We start from the raw sequence: 16,406 nt of genomic DNA, 5'->3' as shown, positions 1-16,406 counted from the left end.
ATCGTTTGGAACAAGAGAAAAAATATTGAACCGAACGCATTGATTGTGATTCGGTTTTTTGATGTGTATTTTTATGGAGAAAATTGGAGGAAGGAGCTCGTAAAATGGATAGAAAAGAACAGAAATCAATCATTGAAGGGCTTTTATTTGTTTCTGGTGATGAAGGGATTTATCCAGAACAAATAGCGAAAGTGCTTGAAATTGAAGGAAATGAAGTAATCGATATTTTAGAAGAAATGCAAAAAGAATGTGAAGGTGCACACCGCGGTTTGCAAATTGTACAGTATGCAAAAGTATATCGTTTTGCTACAAAGAAAGAACATGCTTCGTACTATCAAAAATTAATAGATATCCCAACAGCTGCTTCACTTTCTCAGGCTGCTTTAGAAACGTTAGCGATTGTTGCATATCGTCAACCAATCACAAGAACTGAGATGGAAGAGATTAGAGGGGTAAAAACCGATAAGGCGTTACAAACGTTAGTTTCACACTTACTTATAAAAGAAATGGGAAGAGCAGAAGGTCCTGGGCGTCCTATTTTATATGGAACAACGAAAGAATTTTTAGACACGTTTGGACTGAAAACATTAGATGATTTACCTCCGCTTTCTGAAGAAAACGAACAAATGAATGAAGCAGATTTATTCTTCGGTTCTTTACAAGAGATATCGAAGTAAAAGCTTAGCATTTTGCTAAGCTTTTTTTTGTATATCAATTATATACCGTGCCATACTAATTGAAAAAAGGAGACGAGTTATGAAAGGTATGCGAAGTATTTTATTAGTAGTTTCTGTTTTGTTATGCTTTTCTTTAAATAGTTCATCGGCAAAAAGATATATGATGTCTATTCATACCACGTCTCCTTTACATATGCAGCGGCAACATTTTGGTAAAATGAAAGTGAGTTTTTTAAAAGTTGGACAAGGTGATGCAACACTTATTACATTACCAAATGGACAAACGATGTTAATTGATGGGGGACCTTACGAAGCGGGAGAGGTTATCATTCAAAAACTAATCGAAAAAGGGATTAATCATTTAGATGCTATCGTCAGTACCCATCCTGATATGGATCACATAGGAGGACTCATTCCGATTGTAGAGCAAATGCCGGTATCACTTATATTAGATAGTGGAAAAACATATAGTTCTTTTACTTATCATACGTATCGGAATCATATTAAAAAAAGAGGAATTCCTTTCGTTTCAGTAAAAGAAGGACAATACATACCGCTAGATCCGCATGTTTCCATACAAGTATTAAACAATGGGAAATCAAAAGATGAAAATAATGAATCTTCAATTGTGTTAAAGGTACGATACGGAAAAGCGGATTTTTTACTAATGGGTGATGCTGATGTGCGGACGGAAACTGAAATATTAAAGCAATTTGATGTACATGCAGATGTGTTAAAGGTGGGACATCATGGCTCATATACTTCAACGAGTGAAACGTTTATAAAGAAGGTAGAACCACAGTTCGCGATTCTTTCATATGGGAGCAGAAATCCGTATGGACATCCGCACCAAAGTGTAGTGAGACGATTAAAACGACATGGTATAATGATATATGGAACCAATAAACGTACAGTAGAAATGGAAACAGACGGCGAGCATATTACAATAGGCTCTAGTGGATTAATGCCTTTACTTAAATGAGGAATAGGATAGGGGATATTCTCCCTTTTTGGAAAAGTGAATAACATATATTATAATTGCGAGAGATGTACTAAGTTTCCTTTTTATTAAACAAAGAGGAAATTTCATTCGAATGTATAGACAACTACTCGTGCATATATTAAGATGGAATTAGGCGAATAAGGTAATAATAACAAGTAGGTATTTCATGGGAAAGGATCGATGAAAATGAAAACGCAAGTTGTCATCAATGCCAAAATTTATACAGGTCAAGAAGTAGTGGAAAACGGATTTATTCGTTACGCAGAAACAATTAAAGAAATTGGTTTGATGGCTCAATATGTATCACAAGAAAATGAAGCAGTTTTAGATGCGGCAGGGAAGATTGTGATTCCAGGTATGATTGATGTTCATATTCATGGTGGATACGATATTGATGCGATGGATGCAAATAGCGATGGGTTAGTAACTCTAGGTAAAGAAATGTTAAAAGAAGGAGTTACAACTTACTTCCCAACAACAATGACACAAGCTCCAGAAGCAATCGAAGCAGCACTACATGCTGCGAAGGAAGCGAAAGAAAAAGGAGCACATTTCGAATATATTCACTTAGAAGGACCGTATGTTTCAAAAAAACGTGCAGGTGCACAACCACTTGAACATATTGTTCCTGCGAATATTGAACAATTTAAACAATGGCAGGAAGCAAGCGGAAATCTAATTAAATTAGTAACATATGCACCTGAAGAAGAAGGTGCATTAGAGTTTGAGCAGTATCTTGCTGAAACTGGTGTTGTTGGCACAATGGGGCATACAGATGCAATTGATGCGCAACTAAAAAATAGAAACATTACACATGCAACGCATTTATACAATCAAATGCGTGGATTACATCACCGTGAACCAGGAGTTGTTGGTCATGTGTTATTAAATCCAGATGTAATGGTTGAAGTAATTACAGATGGTATTCACATTCACCCTGATATGGTGAAATTAGCATATAAATTAAAAGGACCGAAAAAAGTAAGTGTTATTACTGACGCAATGCGTGCAAAGGGTCTTGAAGATGGATTATATGAGCTTGGCGGACAGCCAGTACATGTAAAAGATGGTAGTGCTCGATTAGAAGATGGAACGTTAGCTGGTAGTATTTTAAAAATGGATCAAGCTTTCCGAAATGTAATTGAATTTACAGGTTGTTCAATCGAAGATGCAGTACTGATGACATCAGTTAACCAAGCAGAAGAGTTTGGATTAAATAATAAAGGTGCATTAGCGGTAGGAAAAGATGCAGACTTTGTTGTGATGAATGAAGATTTACATGTATATGATACGGTTCGTTTAGGAATTCATATGAAGGAAGGGAAGTAATTAAATGAATATTCTTGTTGTAAAAACTCCAGAAGAATTAGCAGAAGCAGGTTATAAATTAATTGAAGAAGTCGTAAAAACAAAAGAAAATCCAACATTAGGAATGGCTACAGGAAGCTCTCCATTAGGTATTTATGCAGAAATGCGAAAAAATAAACTTGATACAAGCCGTGTAACCACTGTAAACTTAGATGAGTACGTAAATTTACCACATGAAGATAAAAACAGCTATCACTATTTCATGCAAGAACAGTTGTTTGATCATCTTCCATTTAAACAAACTTATGTACCAAACGGGATGGCAAGTGATTTAGAAGAAGAGTGCAAACGTTATGAGGGCATTCTAGCTGCTAACCCAGTTGACCTACAGATTCTTGGAATCGGTGAAAACGGTCACATCGGATTTAACGAGCCAGGAACACTGTTTAATTCTCCAACAAACATTGTTGAATTAACAGAATCTACACGCCAAGCAAACCTTCGCTTCTTCGAAAAAGAAGAAGATGTGCCAACTCATGCGATTACAATGGGAATCGGAAGCATTATGAAAGCGAAACAAATTCTACTTGTTGCTATGGGTTCTAAAAAGGCAGAAGCTGTGAAAGAATTATTGCAAGGTGAATATAGTGAAGCGTGTCCTGCTACAGTTTTACAACGTCATCCGAATGTAACCGTAATCGCTGATCAAGAAGCTCTATCTTTATGCAGTGAGGCGATTGCTGATGAACATCGACAAGTATTCACCATTTCCGATCTATTATCAGATTCAAGAGTGGGTGAAACAGCTAATTGAGGACGGCGAATGGAAGCCGGGAGATAAAATCCCATCTGAGAATGAACTTTGCGATAAGTTCGAAGTGAGTCGTATGACAATCAGACAGGCGATTAATAATTTAGTGGAACAAGGCTATTTATATCGGAAACGTGGAATCGGTACGTTTGTCCAACTTCCGAAAGTGGAACAAAAATTGCAAGGAATGACGGGATTCACAGAAGATATGATTTCTCGTGGGATGAACCCAAGTAGTCAATTACTTAGTTTCCGCCTAGTTCCAGCTACTGCGAAAATAGCAGACCGGTTAAGAATACAGGAGGGAGAGTCGGTTTATGAGGTGAGGCGTATTCGCTTAGCTGATGATGAACCGATTGCTTTTGAGACGACATATTTGTCGCCAGCTCTTGTAAAAGATATTAACGAAGAAATATTGCAACAATCTTTATATGAACATTTAGAGAAAAAACTGGGCTTTAAACTTGTTAGCGCTACTCAATCAATTGAAGCTTCAATTGCAACGGATAGTGAAGCGGAACATCTGCATATTCCTAAAAAGGCGCCAGTACTTGTAATGCGTCAATGGTCATATTCAGAAGGTGAAGTACCGTTAGAGTATGTGAAATGTATTTATCGTGGGGATCGTTATAAGTTTATTACAAACATCGCACGTAACAAATAATATATTTCAGTTTGTGAAGTACAGTTAATGTCAAATTGTTTAACATGTAAAGAAAAAATACGACTCATCCTTACAAGGAGTGAGTCGTATTTTTATTATGAGCAATTACGTGATTAACAGCATCCTTAACCGTATTTACTACATAGTGAGCGTGTTCTTTTACTGCGTCATCTGCTTGAGACATAGCAAAACTATGAGGAGTTAAAGAAAACATAGGAATATCATTATAAGAATCCCCTATGCAAGCAACTTCCTCTGGTTGTATTTGAAACTCTTTTAATAAAACAGAAATAGCAGAACCTTTACTAATATTAGGTGGCATTACATCTAAACATTGTTCTGCTGAAATAAAGGTACTAACTTTTCCGTGGAATTTTTCATCAATTTTTTTCTGAAGGAGTTGTAAGCTTTCCTTCGTTCCACCGACAGAGATTTTATTTGGGAAAATTGTATCATCAATTTTTTGTAATAGATGCGGTTCTTCAACAGAAGTCATAGTTACTTGTTGTTCAAGCTCATGAATAAACGGTGTTTTCTCTTCAATGTAATAATTATGCTCATCACTAACATAACGGAAATAAGGCTCTTCATTTGTCATTGCCAATAAATCAGGTAAAATACTAGAGTCAAATGTAGCAGATAGTAGTTGTTTATTATCGTTTGTATATACAAATACACCATTCACACTAATGCGGTGGAAATTTGTATTAACTGCTTTCATTAAATCTGCAATTTCATTATCAAGTCTTCCGGAAGCGAAACAAAGAATTACATTTTGTTCAGCTAGGCTGCGTAGAGCGAGAACATCTTGTTCATCGACAACACCTCCGTGATGCATCATTGTACCATCGATATCACTCACAAACATTTTAATCATATTGCGGTCTCCTTTCTATGTACAGTTGCCCTTACATTATACGCATCATATATAAACATGTCTAAAAAATGAATTTTTATGAAATGGTAGATGTTTTACATTGACGACAAAGAAGAATGTTCTGTAACATAAAAGCAGGCTATTTAAGTACGAGGGTGGTGTTATATGAGTAATTATCTAGAAATTAAAAAAGTTTTAAATAATAATGTCATCATTGCTAGCCATCCTGAACACGAGGAAGTAGTAGTGATTGGTAAAGGAATTGGATTTGGGAAAAAAGCGAAAGATGTATTGGAGCAAGAACAAATTGAAAAAATGTTCGTTTTAAAAAATGAACGTGATCGTGAACAATACAAACTGTTAGTGCCACATGTGAGTGAAAAATTAATTGAATTAATGAATGATATTATGTTCTATATTCAAGAAAAAGCAAAATCACCATTGAATGAACATATTCATATCGCTCTAACAGATCATATTTCTTTTGCAATTAAGCGATTAAAACAAGGACTTACAATTGATAATCCTTTTTTAGTTGAAACGAAAATGCTCTATCCAGAAGAATATGAAATTGCTGAAGGTGTTGTAGACCTTTTAAATTCTCGTTTGCAAATTACATTGCCAGAAGGAGAAATTGGTTTTATTGCACTCCATATTTACAGTTCGCTTACAAATTCAGATTTATCTTCAGTTAATCAAAACTCCCGTCTCATTGCACAGCTTGTATCTTTAATTGAGACAAACTTACAAATTACATTAGACCAAGAAAGTATCCACTATTTACGCCTTATTCGTCATTTGCAATATGCGATTGAACGGGTGAAAAAAGGAGAGAAAGTAGAGGAATCACAAAGTTTTGCTGAGTTATTAAAGGCGGAATATCCTGTCTGTTATAATTTAGCTTGGAAGCTAGTTAAGGTCATGCAAAAAGAATTGCAACTTCCTGTGTATGAAGCAGAGAGTATATATTTAACGATGCACCTGCAACGCTTAGTGAAAGCAGAGCATGTGTAAAAAGACATATATTTTTGTCTAAAATGAAAACGTTAAAAAAAATCATTGAATCGCTTACAATAGTTATGTATAATAACTATTGCAAAGTTATACAAATTTCGACAAACACATTAAGGTAAGTAACGAAAACGTTTGCCTTAATTATAGTGAACTTATACGTAAACCTATTTTTGACACGTGTTACTGATTCGATCAGGCATGAGTGGAGAAAAGTAAGGAATGTAAGCTAGAGAAAGGGATATACTACCTTTTGTATAGCTATCGTTCTATCTTTTTTTCCTCATGTCTTTTTGGCGTTTGTCGGAAGGTATCAATATAGATAAGAGAGGAAGGGTTTCCATGTTTAAGAAGATCTTTGGTGTTCTTCAAAAAGTCGGAAAAGCGTTAATGCTTCCAGTAGCGATTTTACCGGCAGCAGGTATTTTACTTGGATTTGGTAACGCATTTCAAAATCCACAGTTAACAAATGTTATTCCTGCATTAAAAGCAGATTGGTTCGTAATGGTAGCAAAAATTATGGAACAATCTGGTGATATTATTTTCGCTAACCTTGCATTATTATTCGCAGTTGGGGTAGCAATTGGTTTAGCTGGTGGAGACGGAGTAGCTGGTTTAGCGGCATTCGTCGGCTACTTAATTATGAACAAAACGATGAGTGTGTTCTTAGAAGTAGATAAGCTAGTGAAAGTAACGAGTTCTGGAGCAGATCCAGTAAAAATTGGATTTTCAGATCCAGCATATGCAAATGTATTAGGAATTCCAACGCTACAAACGGGAGTGTTTGGTGGTATTATCGTCGGTATAGTAGCGGCATATTGCTACAATAAATACTTCAACATTGAATTACCATCATACTTAGGTTTCTTCGCAGGTAAGCGTTTCGTACCGATCGCAACTGCAACATTCTCTTTAGTAGTAGGTATTATCATGTGTTTCGTTTGGCCATACATTCAAGGTGGCTTAAATACGTTCTCACATCAAATGATTGATGCAAATAGAACATTAGCAGCATTCATATTCGGTTTAATTGAACGTTCATTAATTCCATTTGGATTACATCACATTTTCTATTCACCATTCTGGTTCGAATTCGGTCAGTACACAAATGCAGCTGGCGAATTAATCCGTGGTGACCAAAAAATCTTTATGGCACAGTTAAAAGACGGTGTAGAATTAACAGCAGGTACATTTACAACTGGTAAGTATCCGTTCATGATGTTCGGTCTTCCAGCAGCAGCTTTAGCAATGTACCATGAAGCACGTCCAGAAAATAAAAAATTAGCAGCTGGTATTTTAGGCTCTGCTGCATTAACATCTTTCTTAACAGGTATTACAGAGCCACTTGAATTTTCATTCTTATTCGTAGCACCAGTACTATTCGGAATTCACGCAGTATTCGCTGGTCTATCATTTATGACAATGCAAATTTTAGGTGTTAAAATTGGTATGACATTCTCTGGTGGTTTAATTGACTTTATGTTATTCGGTGTACTACCAGGCCGTACAGCATGGTGGTGGGTAATTATTGTTGGTCTTGTACTAGCAGTTATTTACTACTTCGGATTCCGCTTTGCAATTCGTAAATGGGATTTAAAAACACCTGGTCGTGAAGTAGCAAATGCGAATGACGGTGCAGGAAAAGCAGAAGCTGGTGAACTTCCTCGTGAAGTATTAGTGGCACTTGGTGGTAAAGAAAACATTGCTTCTTTAGACGCTTGTATTACTCGTTTACGTGTGCAAGTTAACGAACAAAAGAATGTAAACAAAGATCGTTTAAAAGAGCTTGGAGCAGCTGGTGTACTTGAAGTTGGAAATAACATTCAAGCTATTTTTGGACCGAAATCTGACACATTAAAATCACAAATTCATGATATTATGTCAGGTCGTACACCTCATGTTGAAAAAGAAGAGCCTGTAAAAGTAGAAGAAGCTCCTCAAAAGGTTGATGAAAACGAAACAATCGTTTCACCAATTGAAGGAAAAATCTTATCGATTACAGAAGTACCTGATCAAGTATTCTCAGGAAAAATGATGGGAGACGGATTTGCAATCGAGCCAACAGAAGGAACAGTAGTTTCTCCAGTTAATGGTGAGATCGTTAACGTATTCCCTACAAAGCATGCGATTGGCATTCAATCTGAAGGCGGAAAAGAAATTTTAATCCACTTCGGTATTGATACTGTAAAATTAAATGGTGAAGGTTTTGAAGCACTTGTAGCACAAGGCGACAAAGTGAAACAAGGACAACCATTATTAAAAGTAGATCTTGCATTTGTAAAAGAAAATGCACCATCTATCATTACACCAATCGTATTTACGAATTTACAACAAGGGCAACAAGTCGAATTGAAAAAAGATGGAAATGTTAAGAAGGGCGAAAACGCTATTATTGACATTCAGTAGGAATTTGACGCAAAATGTTTATAATTATAATAGGCGATGTGGTTGACCGAACATCGCCTATTATATACAATAGATGATGTAGTACTCACGTCTATACAACTAAAAAATACTGTAATTTAAAGGAGATAAATTATCATGGAAAAAATCTTTAAAGTAACTAGCGACTCAGGAATTCATGCTCGTCCAGCAACTCTACTTGTAAACACTGCAAGCAAATTTGGTTCTGACATTAACTTAGAGTATAACGGAAAGAACGTTAACTTAAAATCAATCATGGGCGTTATGTCTTTAGGCATTCAACAAAACGCAGAAATTAAAATCACTGCAAATGGTGATGATGCAGCTCAAGCACTAGCAGCTATCGAAGAAACTATGAAAAACGAAGGATTAGGAGAATAATGACTCTTAACATTCAAGGGATCGCTGCATCAAGTGGGATTGCTATTGCAAAGGCTTTCAGACTTGAGAATCCTGAATTTAACATCGAAAAGAAATCAATTACAAACGAAGCTGCTGAAATTGCACGCTTAGACGCTGCGCTTGAGAAAGCAAAAACTGAATTAGAAGCAATTAAGGACCATGCTTTTGCTGAGCTGGGTGCTGATAAAGCTGCGATCTTTGAAGCACATTTATTAGTGTTAAATGATCCAGAACTAGTAAACCCAGTAAAAGATAAAGTAAATAGTGAAAAAGTAAATGCTGAATTTGCAATGGATGAAGTTGCATCAATGTTTATTTCTATGTTTGAAAACATGGATAACGAATATATGAAAGAACGTGCTGCGGACATTCGTGACGTAACAAAACGCGTTCTTGCACATTTACTAGGAATTAACTTCTCAAACCCTGGTACAATTTCTGAAGAAGTAATCATCATTGCTGAAGATTTAACACCATCTGATACAGCTCAGTTAAACCGTAAGTATGCAAAAGGTTTTACAACTGATATCGGTGGACGTACATCTCACTCTGCAATTATGGCTCGTTCTATGGAAATTCCTGCAGTTGTTGGTACGAAAGTTGTTATGGAGAAAATCCAAAACGGCGATATCGTAATCATCGACGGTTTAGATGGAGAAGTAATTGTAAATCCATCAGAAGAAACTCTTCGTTCTTTTGAAGAAAAGAAAGCGAAATTTGAAGAGCAAAAAACTGAATGGGCAAAATTAAAAGACCAAGCTACTGTAACAAGTGATGGACATCACGTTGAGCTTGTTGCAAATATCGGAACACCAAATGATGTACAAGGTATTATCGATAATGGCGGAGAAGGCGTTGGTTTATACCGTACAGAATTCTTATACATGGGCCGTGACAATCTTCCAACAGAAGAAGAGCAGTTCGAAGCGTATAAAGCAGTTCTTGAAGGTGTAAAAGAAGGTCAACCTGTTGTTGTTCGTACACTTGACATCGGTGGAGATAAAGAGCTTCCATACTTACATTTACCAAAAGAAATGAACCCATTCTTAGGATACCGTGCAATTCGCTTATGTCTTGATGAGCAAGATGTGTTCCGTACACAACTTCGTGCATTACTTCGTGCTAGCGTATACGGTAACTTAAAAATTATGTTCCCAATGATTGCAACTCTTGATGAGTTCCGTCAAGCGAAAGCAATCTTATTAGAAGAGAAAGCGAAACTTGTAGAAGCGGGTACAACTGTTTCTGATTCTATTGAAGTGGGTATGATGGTTGAAATCCCAGCTTCAGCAGTATTAGCAGATCAATTCGCAAAAGAAGTTGATTTCTTCTCTATCGGAACAAATGACTTAATCCAATACACAATGGCTGCAGACCGTATGAACGAACAAGTAGCTTACTTATACCAACCATATAACCCATCTATTTTACGTCTTGTAAAAATGGTTATCGATGCGGCTCATAAAGAAGGCAAATGGGCTGGTATGTGTGGTGAGATGGCGGGAGATTCACTTGCTATCCCATTATTATTAGGATTAGGTTTAGATGAGTTCAGTATGAGTGCAACATCTATTCTTCCTGCAAGAACACAGCTAAGCAAGTTGTCAAAAGCAGAAATGGAAACATTAGCAGAAAAAGCATTAATGATGTCAACTGCTGAAGAAGTTGTTGAACTAGTTAAAAGCATATAATCAATAAAAAAACCTGAGTCGATTTGAAATCGGTCTCAGGTTTTTTCTATGAGAAAAGTAAATCTTATTTTCTTACTATAGAGGATAAGGAACGGAATTAGATAGCGATAGCAACGATATCAGTTGGGCATACACGTAAAATGCCAGTAAAAGTATTTTGATTTTGATTGTTCTTATCGTCTTTATTGTTATCTTTGTTGTTATTAGCTAAAGCAGAGAAAAGAGCAACTCCGTTAGCAAATCCTTCAAAAATTACGTTGCGGAATGTTCCGTTGCCTCTAATGCTTAAAAGAGAAAGCTCTGTTCCAACTGAAATGCTAGCAAGTACGTTACATACAGCAGGTCGTTGTTGTTTAACTTCTTCTCTCTCTTTCTCGCGATGGTCGCGATGGTCACACTCTCTTTCACGATGATGACAGTCTCTAAAGTTATCACAGCATCCAAATGATCCAAACATAATCCTCATCACCCCCTTCACACTTATAATCTATGTAAGTTTGGTAATGAGTGACTGGACAGAGAGTGGAATTTTTTCTGGGGGATTTTCTCATTTTAAAAGACTAGCTGGGTGTTTAGTACGGAATGATGTTTAAAATAGGGGAAATATCACAAAAAAATGTAAAGACCACCGAAATGAATGAACTAGGTAGCCTTTACACTTTTTTGCTTTTATATAAAACGATGATATATACAGGAAGAGCTAAGAGTAGTGGTACGATGGATCGTGCAGTATGTTTTTCTGATTCTAATTGGAATGCTTCTTCTTTTGGAAATTGTAATACTGAAATGTTTGCAGCATCGCCAATAAAATATAGAAGCAGTACAGTTACTATGTAACATAAAAGTGCAATAAAGCTTCCGTATGAACTCAATGAAAATCCCTCTTTTGTTATCTATTTGTTATCATTGTATCATAATTGTAACAAAAACACACGGTTATATTTCTATACTTTAACAAAATTCGACACGAAACGCCATTTCTGTGTGTGGAAATAGCATGGAATTTACTGTTTCTTTATATATAGATGCCGAATAATACATTGTAATATTACGGATGTGTGACAGAATAAAAAGAAACGAAGGTAATGAAATTACCTTCGTTTCTTTTTATTCCGTAAAAACCCGATCGGTGTGAGCTAATAATCAGTGGGGGATGAAGAATCCCTACTGATTAAAGTTTCACTTTATTATTTTGCCCATTCACTCACTTGTTCTACGCTCATTCGTGGTGCAGGATGGCCTTTTAAAGTTGATTCACCAATTGTAATAAGCATAATTGGTACGTAGCGAGATGAAACATTGAATTCTTCTGTAAGTGCTTGTGGGTTGAAACCACCAATAGCACAAGTATCCCAGCCAGTTGCTTTAGCTGCAAGCATAAGTTGCATTGCTGCTAATGATGCATTTGAAAAGGCTGCATCTCTTGGGAATTGCTCACGAGCATATGCAGACTCAATATTTTTAGCTAAGCGCTCTTTCGCTTCTTCTTTCATAAATCCTTGTTCTACAATTGGACCATAAACTGGTTCAACGTTTTTATAAGCTTCTAAATCACCTAAAATAGCGACTACAGCAGAAGCATCAAGAATTTGTTGCTGGTTATAAGCAATTGGATGTAATCGTTTTTGTACATCTTCACCTTGGAATACAAGGAATTTCCAGTGCTGTAAGTTCCAAGCAGAAGGTGCTTGAGCAGCGCCCTTTAAAATCTCGTGTAACTCTGTAGATGAAATTTCTTTCTCTGGGTTGAATGCACGTGTAGATGTGCGTTCATATAGCACATTAAAAAAGTTGTCGTTTGTCATTATTTATCCTCCAAATTACATATCAAATTATGAAAAAATAAATGTAATATATTCTACTTACATTTTGTAAGTTGTCGAATTTAAGAATATAATATCTTTATTTTAATTGTCAAGTTTTAAAGAGGAATCTAGGGCATTCGTACAAACGATACAATTCCTATAATCATACACTAAAAAAGGAATTTATAGAGTGAAAAAGCGAAGATAACATTCTCAATTAGCTTGTTAATATGTATCCCTCACTCATTAAAGTTTTTAGAGAACAGTTTTTTATAAAATGTTTGTGAGGAATTCAGTAGAACAAGATATATGAAGTGAGTGAAGACTAGTGATGAACATACTACATTTTTTATTAGAGAATACGGTTTTCCAAGATGTATTACAAGATCTTCAGTTAAATGTCCTTTATATAGAAAATGGATGCACACATCAGCAAACGATAGAAAATATCCATCCAAAATGTATGTTTATAGCAAATAGTTTTGAAGAAGGAGAAGTATTGTTTCAGAGGACTAAACCACATATTGTAATTATGTATGTAACAGATGTTTCTCAAATAAAATATATAAAGAATATGTATAATCCACAAAGTACATTTATTGTCATTTGGGATCAACAGATAACAAGCGAGTTTGCAGAGGTACTTACGTTAGGAATACGTAATATTGTGATAGCCCCTGTGACTCCACAAATGGTGTTAGAGGAAGTGAATAAGAGTTTGTATCAACTTTCTTTAGTGAGGCAAGTAGGTTTGCAACAAGAACTACTTCAAACGATGTTTGATTTTCAAAATGACCTATTATTTATAGTAGAAGACGATGAGATTGTTGATTGTAATACAAATTTTTTAGAGTTTTTCGGATATGAAAATTTGTTTACCTATCGTGAGCAACATTTAGTATTTGCTGAACATTTGATTAGAGAAACTGGATACTATTCAACAACTCATGATATAACATGGTTAGATGATACATTATCCTATGATAGAAGAATTAAGATGTCCAATTATGAAGGGGAAGTGTCAACTTTTTTATTGCGTGCGACACCACTGCCAGAAGATTTATCAAGATTTATTGTGAAGTGTACAGAGATTACAGAATTAGATGAAATCTATCGAGAACAAGAAAGGCTTGCTATGATAGATTCATTAACAGAGATTTATAATCGTTTGAAGTTCCAACAAATACTAGAGGCAGAATGGGATAATGCAATGCGTAACGATGAAAAAATAGCACTTATTTTATTTGATATAGATAATTTTAAAACAGTAAATGACACGTATGGTCATGATTTTGGTGACTTAGCATTAATTCAGCTTGCAGAGCTTATGAAATCTAAAGTGGAGCAGCAACATGTATTTGCAAGGTGGGGAGGAGAAGAATTTATTATATTAGTAACGAATACAGTAGAAAAAGAAGCATTTCAGGTTGCGGAATCATTACGATTTTTCATTGAAACAAAGCAATTCTCAGGAATTTCGAAATTAACAGCGAGTTTTGGAGTCGCGTTATATGAACAAGGGATTACAAGAGAAGAATTAATGCAACGAGCGGATATTGCATTATATGAAGCAAAAAAAAATGGAAAAAATCAAGTGTGTGTATATAGAAAAGAAAAAAAGTGATTTTTCGCAACAAATTGTTGCGATTTTTTTTTATTGTTTGATAATAGAGTGTGGGGGGGATTTTGAACGAAGGAATTATGGAGGAACAACATGATAAAAAAATAATGACGATGGCTTCGCTGTCTGCTGTATTTTGTGGTGGAGTATACTATTTTCTCTATAATCCCAATATAAAGGAAAGCACTCTATTAACAACTAAAGTGAATCCTACTATTGAATCAGAAGTACAAGAGAATATAGACGAAAAAGAAGAACAACAAATTGATTATGCTAGTATATCTCAAAAATTAGATCAATATTTAATAGGAAAGCAATTTAATGGAACAGTTTTAGTAACAGATAAAGAGCATGTTGTATTGAATAAAGGCTATGGATATGCTGACGTTCAAAATAAGATAGAGAACACGCCTCAAACAAAATATCGTATCGGTTCTATTACGAAAACAGTCGTGGCCACATCTATTTTACAGCTACAGGAACAAGGGAAGCTAAATATTCAAGACAATGTAAATAAATATATTCCCTCTTTTCCAGTAGATAAAAATATCACCTTATATCATTTGTTAACACACACATCAGGTTTACCAGAAAGTGGAAAAGGGAAAGTGAATGCGGCTTCCCGTAAAAATTTAGTAAATTGGATTGGAAGTCAAAAATTAGAATTTCCACCAGGATCAGGTTGGAGATATACAGATTATAATTATATGGTGCTTGCTTATATTATAGAAAGTATATCAAAAAAACCTTTAGGAGATTACATAAAAGAAAATATATTTGCTAAAGCAGAAATGCATGAATCTGGTATGGGAAATATGGCTCAGGGAGATCAGCATTTTACTAAAGGATATGTAAAGAAAGAGAATGTACTTGAACCTGCACAAAAATTGTTAATGGATTGGTTATACGGATGCGGTGAGATGTATACGACAGTTGGCGATATGAAGAAGTTAGACGAAGCGATTATAAATGGGAAACTTCTTTCTGAACAAAGTATACAAGCGATGTTTTCACCTTCAGCAGAACGAGAATATGCATTTAGTTTTTATATATATCCGGATTATTTTCATAATCATGGTGTACTATCTGGTTGGAACACTTTCAATAATTTTAATAAAGAAAAAGGAACTTTTGTTATTTTATTTTCAAATGTGAAAAATAGTATGGATGATGAGTTTAATAAAGAGTTCCGAAAGACGGTAAGTGATTTATTAGAACAAAGGGGATGAGAAAATGGAACGTAAAAATGTATCAATAGGTTTCATCGGTATTGGTGTAATGGGAAAAAGTATGGTGCGTCATTTAATGCAAGACGGTCATAAAGTATATGTATATAATAGAACGAAAACGAAGACAGATTCTTTAGTACAAGATGGTGCGAATTGGTGTGATACACCGAAAGAGTTAGTGAAGCAAGTTGATGTTGTAATGACTATGGTTGGATATCCACATGATGTAGAAGAAGTGTACTTTGGGATAGATGGAATTTTGGAGAATGCAAATGAAGGCACGATAGCAATTGACTTCACGACATCTACACCAACATTGGCAAAACGTATTAATGAAACAGGTAAAAGTAAGAATGTATATACGTTAGATGCGCCTGTATCTGGAGGAGACGTTGGTGCGAAAGAAGCAAGACTCGCAATTATGGTGGGTGGCGAGAAAGAAATATATGAAAAATGTTTACCGTTATTTGAAAAACTAGGAACAAATATTCAGTTGCAAGGACCAGCTGGAAGTGGACAACATACAAAAATGTGCAATCAAATTGCGATTGCTTCTAATATGATTGGAGTATGTGAAGCTGTTGCTTATGCAAAAAAAGCTGGACTAGACCCAGATAAAGTATTAGAGAGTATTTCAACGGGGGCAGCAGGTAGCTGGTCATTGAGTAATTTAGCTCCTCGAATGTTAAAGGGAGATTTTGAACCAGGGTTTTATGTAAAGCATTTTATGAAAGATATGAAGATTGCTTTAGATGAGGCTGAAAAATTGCAATTACCAGTACCAGGTTTAAGTTTGGCGAAGGAATTGTATGAAGAGTTAATGAAAGATGGGGAAGAGAATAGCGGAACACAAGTGTTATACAAAAAGTACATAAGGGGGTAA

The 16,406-nt window shown here is 35.4% G+C and carries 16 protein-coding genes; 12 read left to right on the top strand and 4 right to left on the bottom strand.

Features of this window, described 5'->3' with window-relative positions:
* Positions 1 to 104: 104 nt before the first annotated feature.
* The 5 genes from scpB to phnF all read left to right on the top strand — a co-directional run bounded on the left by scpB (position 105) and on the right by phnF (position 4,463).
* Positions 105 to 677, top strand: a complete 573-nt coding sequence (scpB, locus tag ACXY7N_RS09315) for a segregation/condensation protein ScpB (protein ID WP_016086446.1) — start codon at positions 105 to 107, stop codon at positions 675 to 677.
* Between the two features lie 79 nt (positions 678 to 756).
* Entirely contained in the window at positions 757 to 1,659 is a 903-nt protein-coding gene (locus tag ACXY7N_RS09310; protein ID WP_016086447.1) for a ComEC/Rec2 family competence protein, read from the top strand.
* A gap of 207 nt (positions 1,660 to 1,866) precedes the next feature.
* Positions 1,867 to 3,009: an N-acetylglucosamine-6-phosphate deacetylase gene (gene nagA / locus ACXY7N_RS09305; RefSeq protein WP_016086448.1), complete on the top strand. Its 1,143-nt coding sequence runs from the start codon at positions 1,867 to 1,869 to the stop codon at positions 3,007 to 3,009.
* Positions 3,010 to 3,013: 4 nt separating this feature from the next.
* On the top strand, positions 3,014 to 3,802 hold the full coding sequence (gene nagB, locus ACXY7N_RS09300; RefSeq protein ID WP_001024205.1) for a glucosamine-6-phosphate deaminase: 789 nt from the start codon (positions 3,014 to 3,016) through the stop codon (positions 3,800 to 3,802).
* Positions 3,732 to 4,463, top strand: a complete 732-nt coding sequence (gene phnF / locus ACXY7N_RS09295; protein WP_080117875.1) for a phosphonate metabolism transcriptional regulator PhnF — start codon at positions 3,732 to 3,734, stop codon at positions 4,461 to 4,463. Before nagB ends, phnF begins: the two co-directional genes overlap by 71 nt.
* A 70-nt stretch (positions 4,464 to 4,533) precedes the next feature.
* Here the strand turns inward: phnF and ACXY7N_RS09290 are convergent, their stop codons facing one another.
* Entirely contained in the window at positions 4,534 to 5,340 is an 807-nt protein-coding gene (locus ACXY7N_RS09290; RefSeq protein WP_016135294.1) for a Cof-type HAD-IIB family hydrolase, read from the bottom strand.
* Positions 5,341 to 5,505: 165 nt separating this feature from the next.
* On the opposite strand from ACXY7N_RS09290, the gene glcT reads away from it, so the two are divergent.
* The 4 genes from glcT (at position 5,506) to ptsP (ending at position 10,868) form a co-directional block, all read left to right on the top strand.
* Entirely contained in the window at positions 5,506 to 6,354 is an 849-nt protein-coding gene (glcT, locus tag ACXY7N_RS09285) for a glucose PTS transporter transcription antiterminator GlcT (RefSeq protein WP_000073864.1), read from the top strand.
* Between the two features lie 339 nt (positions 6,355 to 6,693).
* Complete coding sequence (gene ptsG / locus ACXY7N_RS09280; RefSeq protein WP_016086452.1) at positions 6,694 to 8,757, top strand: PTS glucose transporter subunit IIABC; 2,064 nt, start codon at positions 6,694 to 6,696, stop codon at positions 8,755 to 8,757.
* 135 nt (positions 8,758 to 8,892) lie between these two features.
* Positions 8,893 to 9,156 (top strand): phosphocarrier protein HPr, encoded by a 264-nt coding sequence (ptsH, locus tag ACXY7N_RS09275; RefSeq protein ID WP_000411080.1) that lies wholly within the window; start codon positions 8,893 to 8,895, stop codon positions 9,154 to 9,156.
* On the top strand, positions 9,156 to 10,868 hold the full coding sequence (gene ptsP / locus ACXY7N_RS09270; RefSeq protein ID WP_000174214.1) for a phosphoenolpyruvate--protein phosphotransferase: 1,713 nt from the start codon (positions 9,156 to 9,158) through the stop codon (positions 10,866 to 10,868). The genes ptsH and ptsP overlap by 1 nt, the downstream gene beginning before the upstream one ends.
* 97 nt (positions 10,869 to 10,965) lie before the next feature.
* Here the strand turns inward: ptsP and ACXY7N_RS09265 are convergent, their stop codons facing one another.
* The 3 genes from ACXY7N_RS09265 to ACXY7N_RS09255 form a co-directional block, all read right to left on the bottom strand.
* The gene (locus ACXY7N_RS09265; protein ID WP_000468028.1) at positions 10,966 to 11,325 is read right to left on the bottom strand and encodes a DUF3915 domain-containing protein; all 360 of its coding nucleotides are present in this window, start codon (positions 11,323 to 11,325) and stop codon (positions 10,966 to 10,968) included.
* A 196-nt stretch (positions 11,326 to 11,521) separates the two neighbouring features.
* Positions 11,522 to 11,740 carry a hypothetical protein gene (locus ACXY7N_RS09260; protein WP_000100487.1) on the bottom strand — a complete coding sequence of 73 codons (219 nt, stop codon included), beginning with the start codon at positions 11,738 to 11,740 and terminating at the stop codon, positions 11,522 to 11,524.
* A 315-nt stretch (positions 11,741 to 12,055) separates the two neighbouring features.
* Positions 12,056 to 12,673 carry a nitroreductase family protein gene (locus tag ACXY7N_RS09255; protein WP_000180385.1) on the bottom strand — a complete coding sequence of 206 codons (618 nt, stop codon included), beginning with the start codon at positions 12,671 to 12,673 and terminating at the stop codon, positions 12,056 to 12,058.
* A gap of 331 nt (positions 12,674 to 13,004) precedes the next feature.
* Here ACXY7N_RS09255 and ACXY7N_RS09250 point away from each other — a divergent pair, with 331 nt between their 5' ends.
* The 3 genes from ACXY7N_RS09250 (at position 13,005) to ACXY7N_RS09240 (ending at position 16,406) form a co-directional block, all read left to right on the top strand.
* Positions 13,005 to 14,297: a GGDEF domain-containing protein gene (locus ACXY7N_RS09250; RefSeq protein WP_016086455.1), complete on the top strand. Its 1,293-nt coding sequence runs from the start codon at positions 13,005 to 13,007 to the stop codon at positions 14,295 to 14,297.
* 77 nt (positions 14,298 to 14,374) lie between these two features.
* On the top strand, positions 14,375 to 15,523 hold the full coding sequence (locus ACXY7N_RS09245; RefSeq protein ID WP_488592376.1) for a serine hydrolase domain-containing protein: 1,149 nt from the start codon (positions 14,375 to 14,377) through the stop codon (positions 15,521 to 15,523).
* Between the two features lie 4 nt (positions 15,524 to 15,527).
* Positions 15,528 to 16,406: an NAD(P)-dependent oxidoreductase gene (locus tag ACXY7N_RS09240; protein WP_016086457.1), complete on the top strand. Its 879-nt coding sequence runs from the start codon at positions 15,528 to 15,530 to the stop codon at positions 16,404 to 16,406.

This window comes from Bacillus sp. 5w2 (assembly GCF_054353775.1).
The sequence above is the reverse complement of the archived record's forward strand: the minus strand, read 5'-3'. Positions and strand labels throughout refer to the sequence as shown.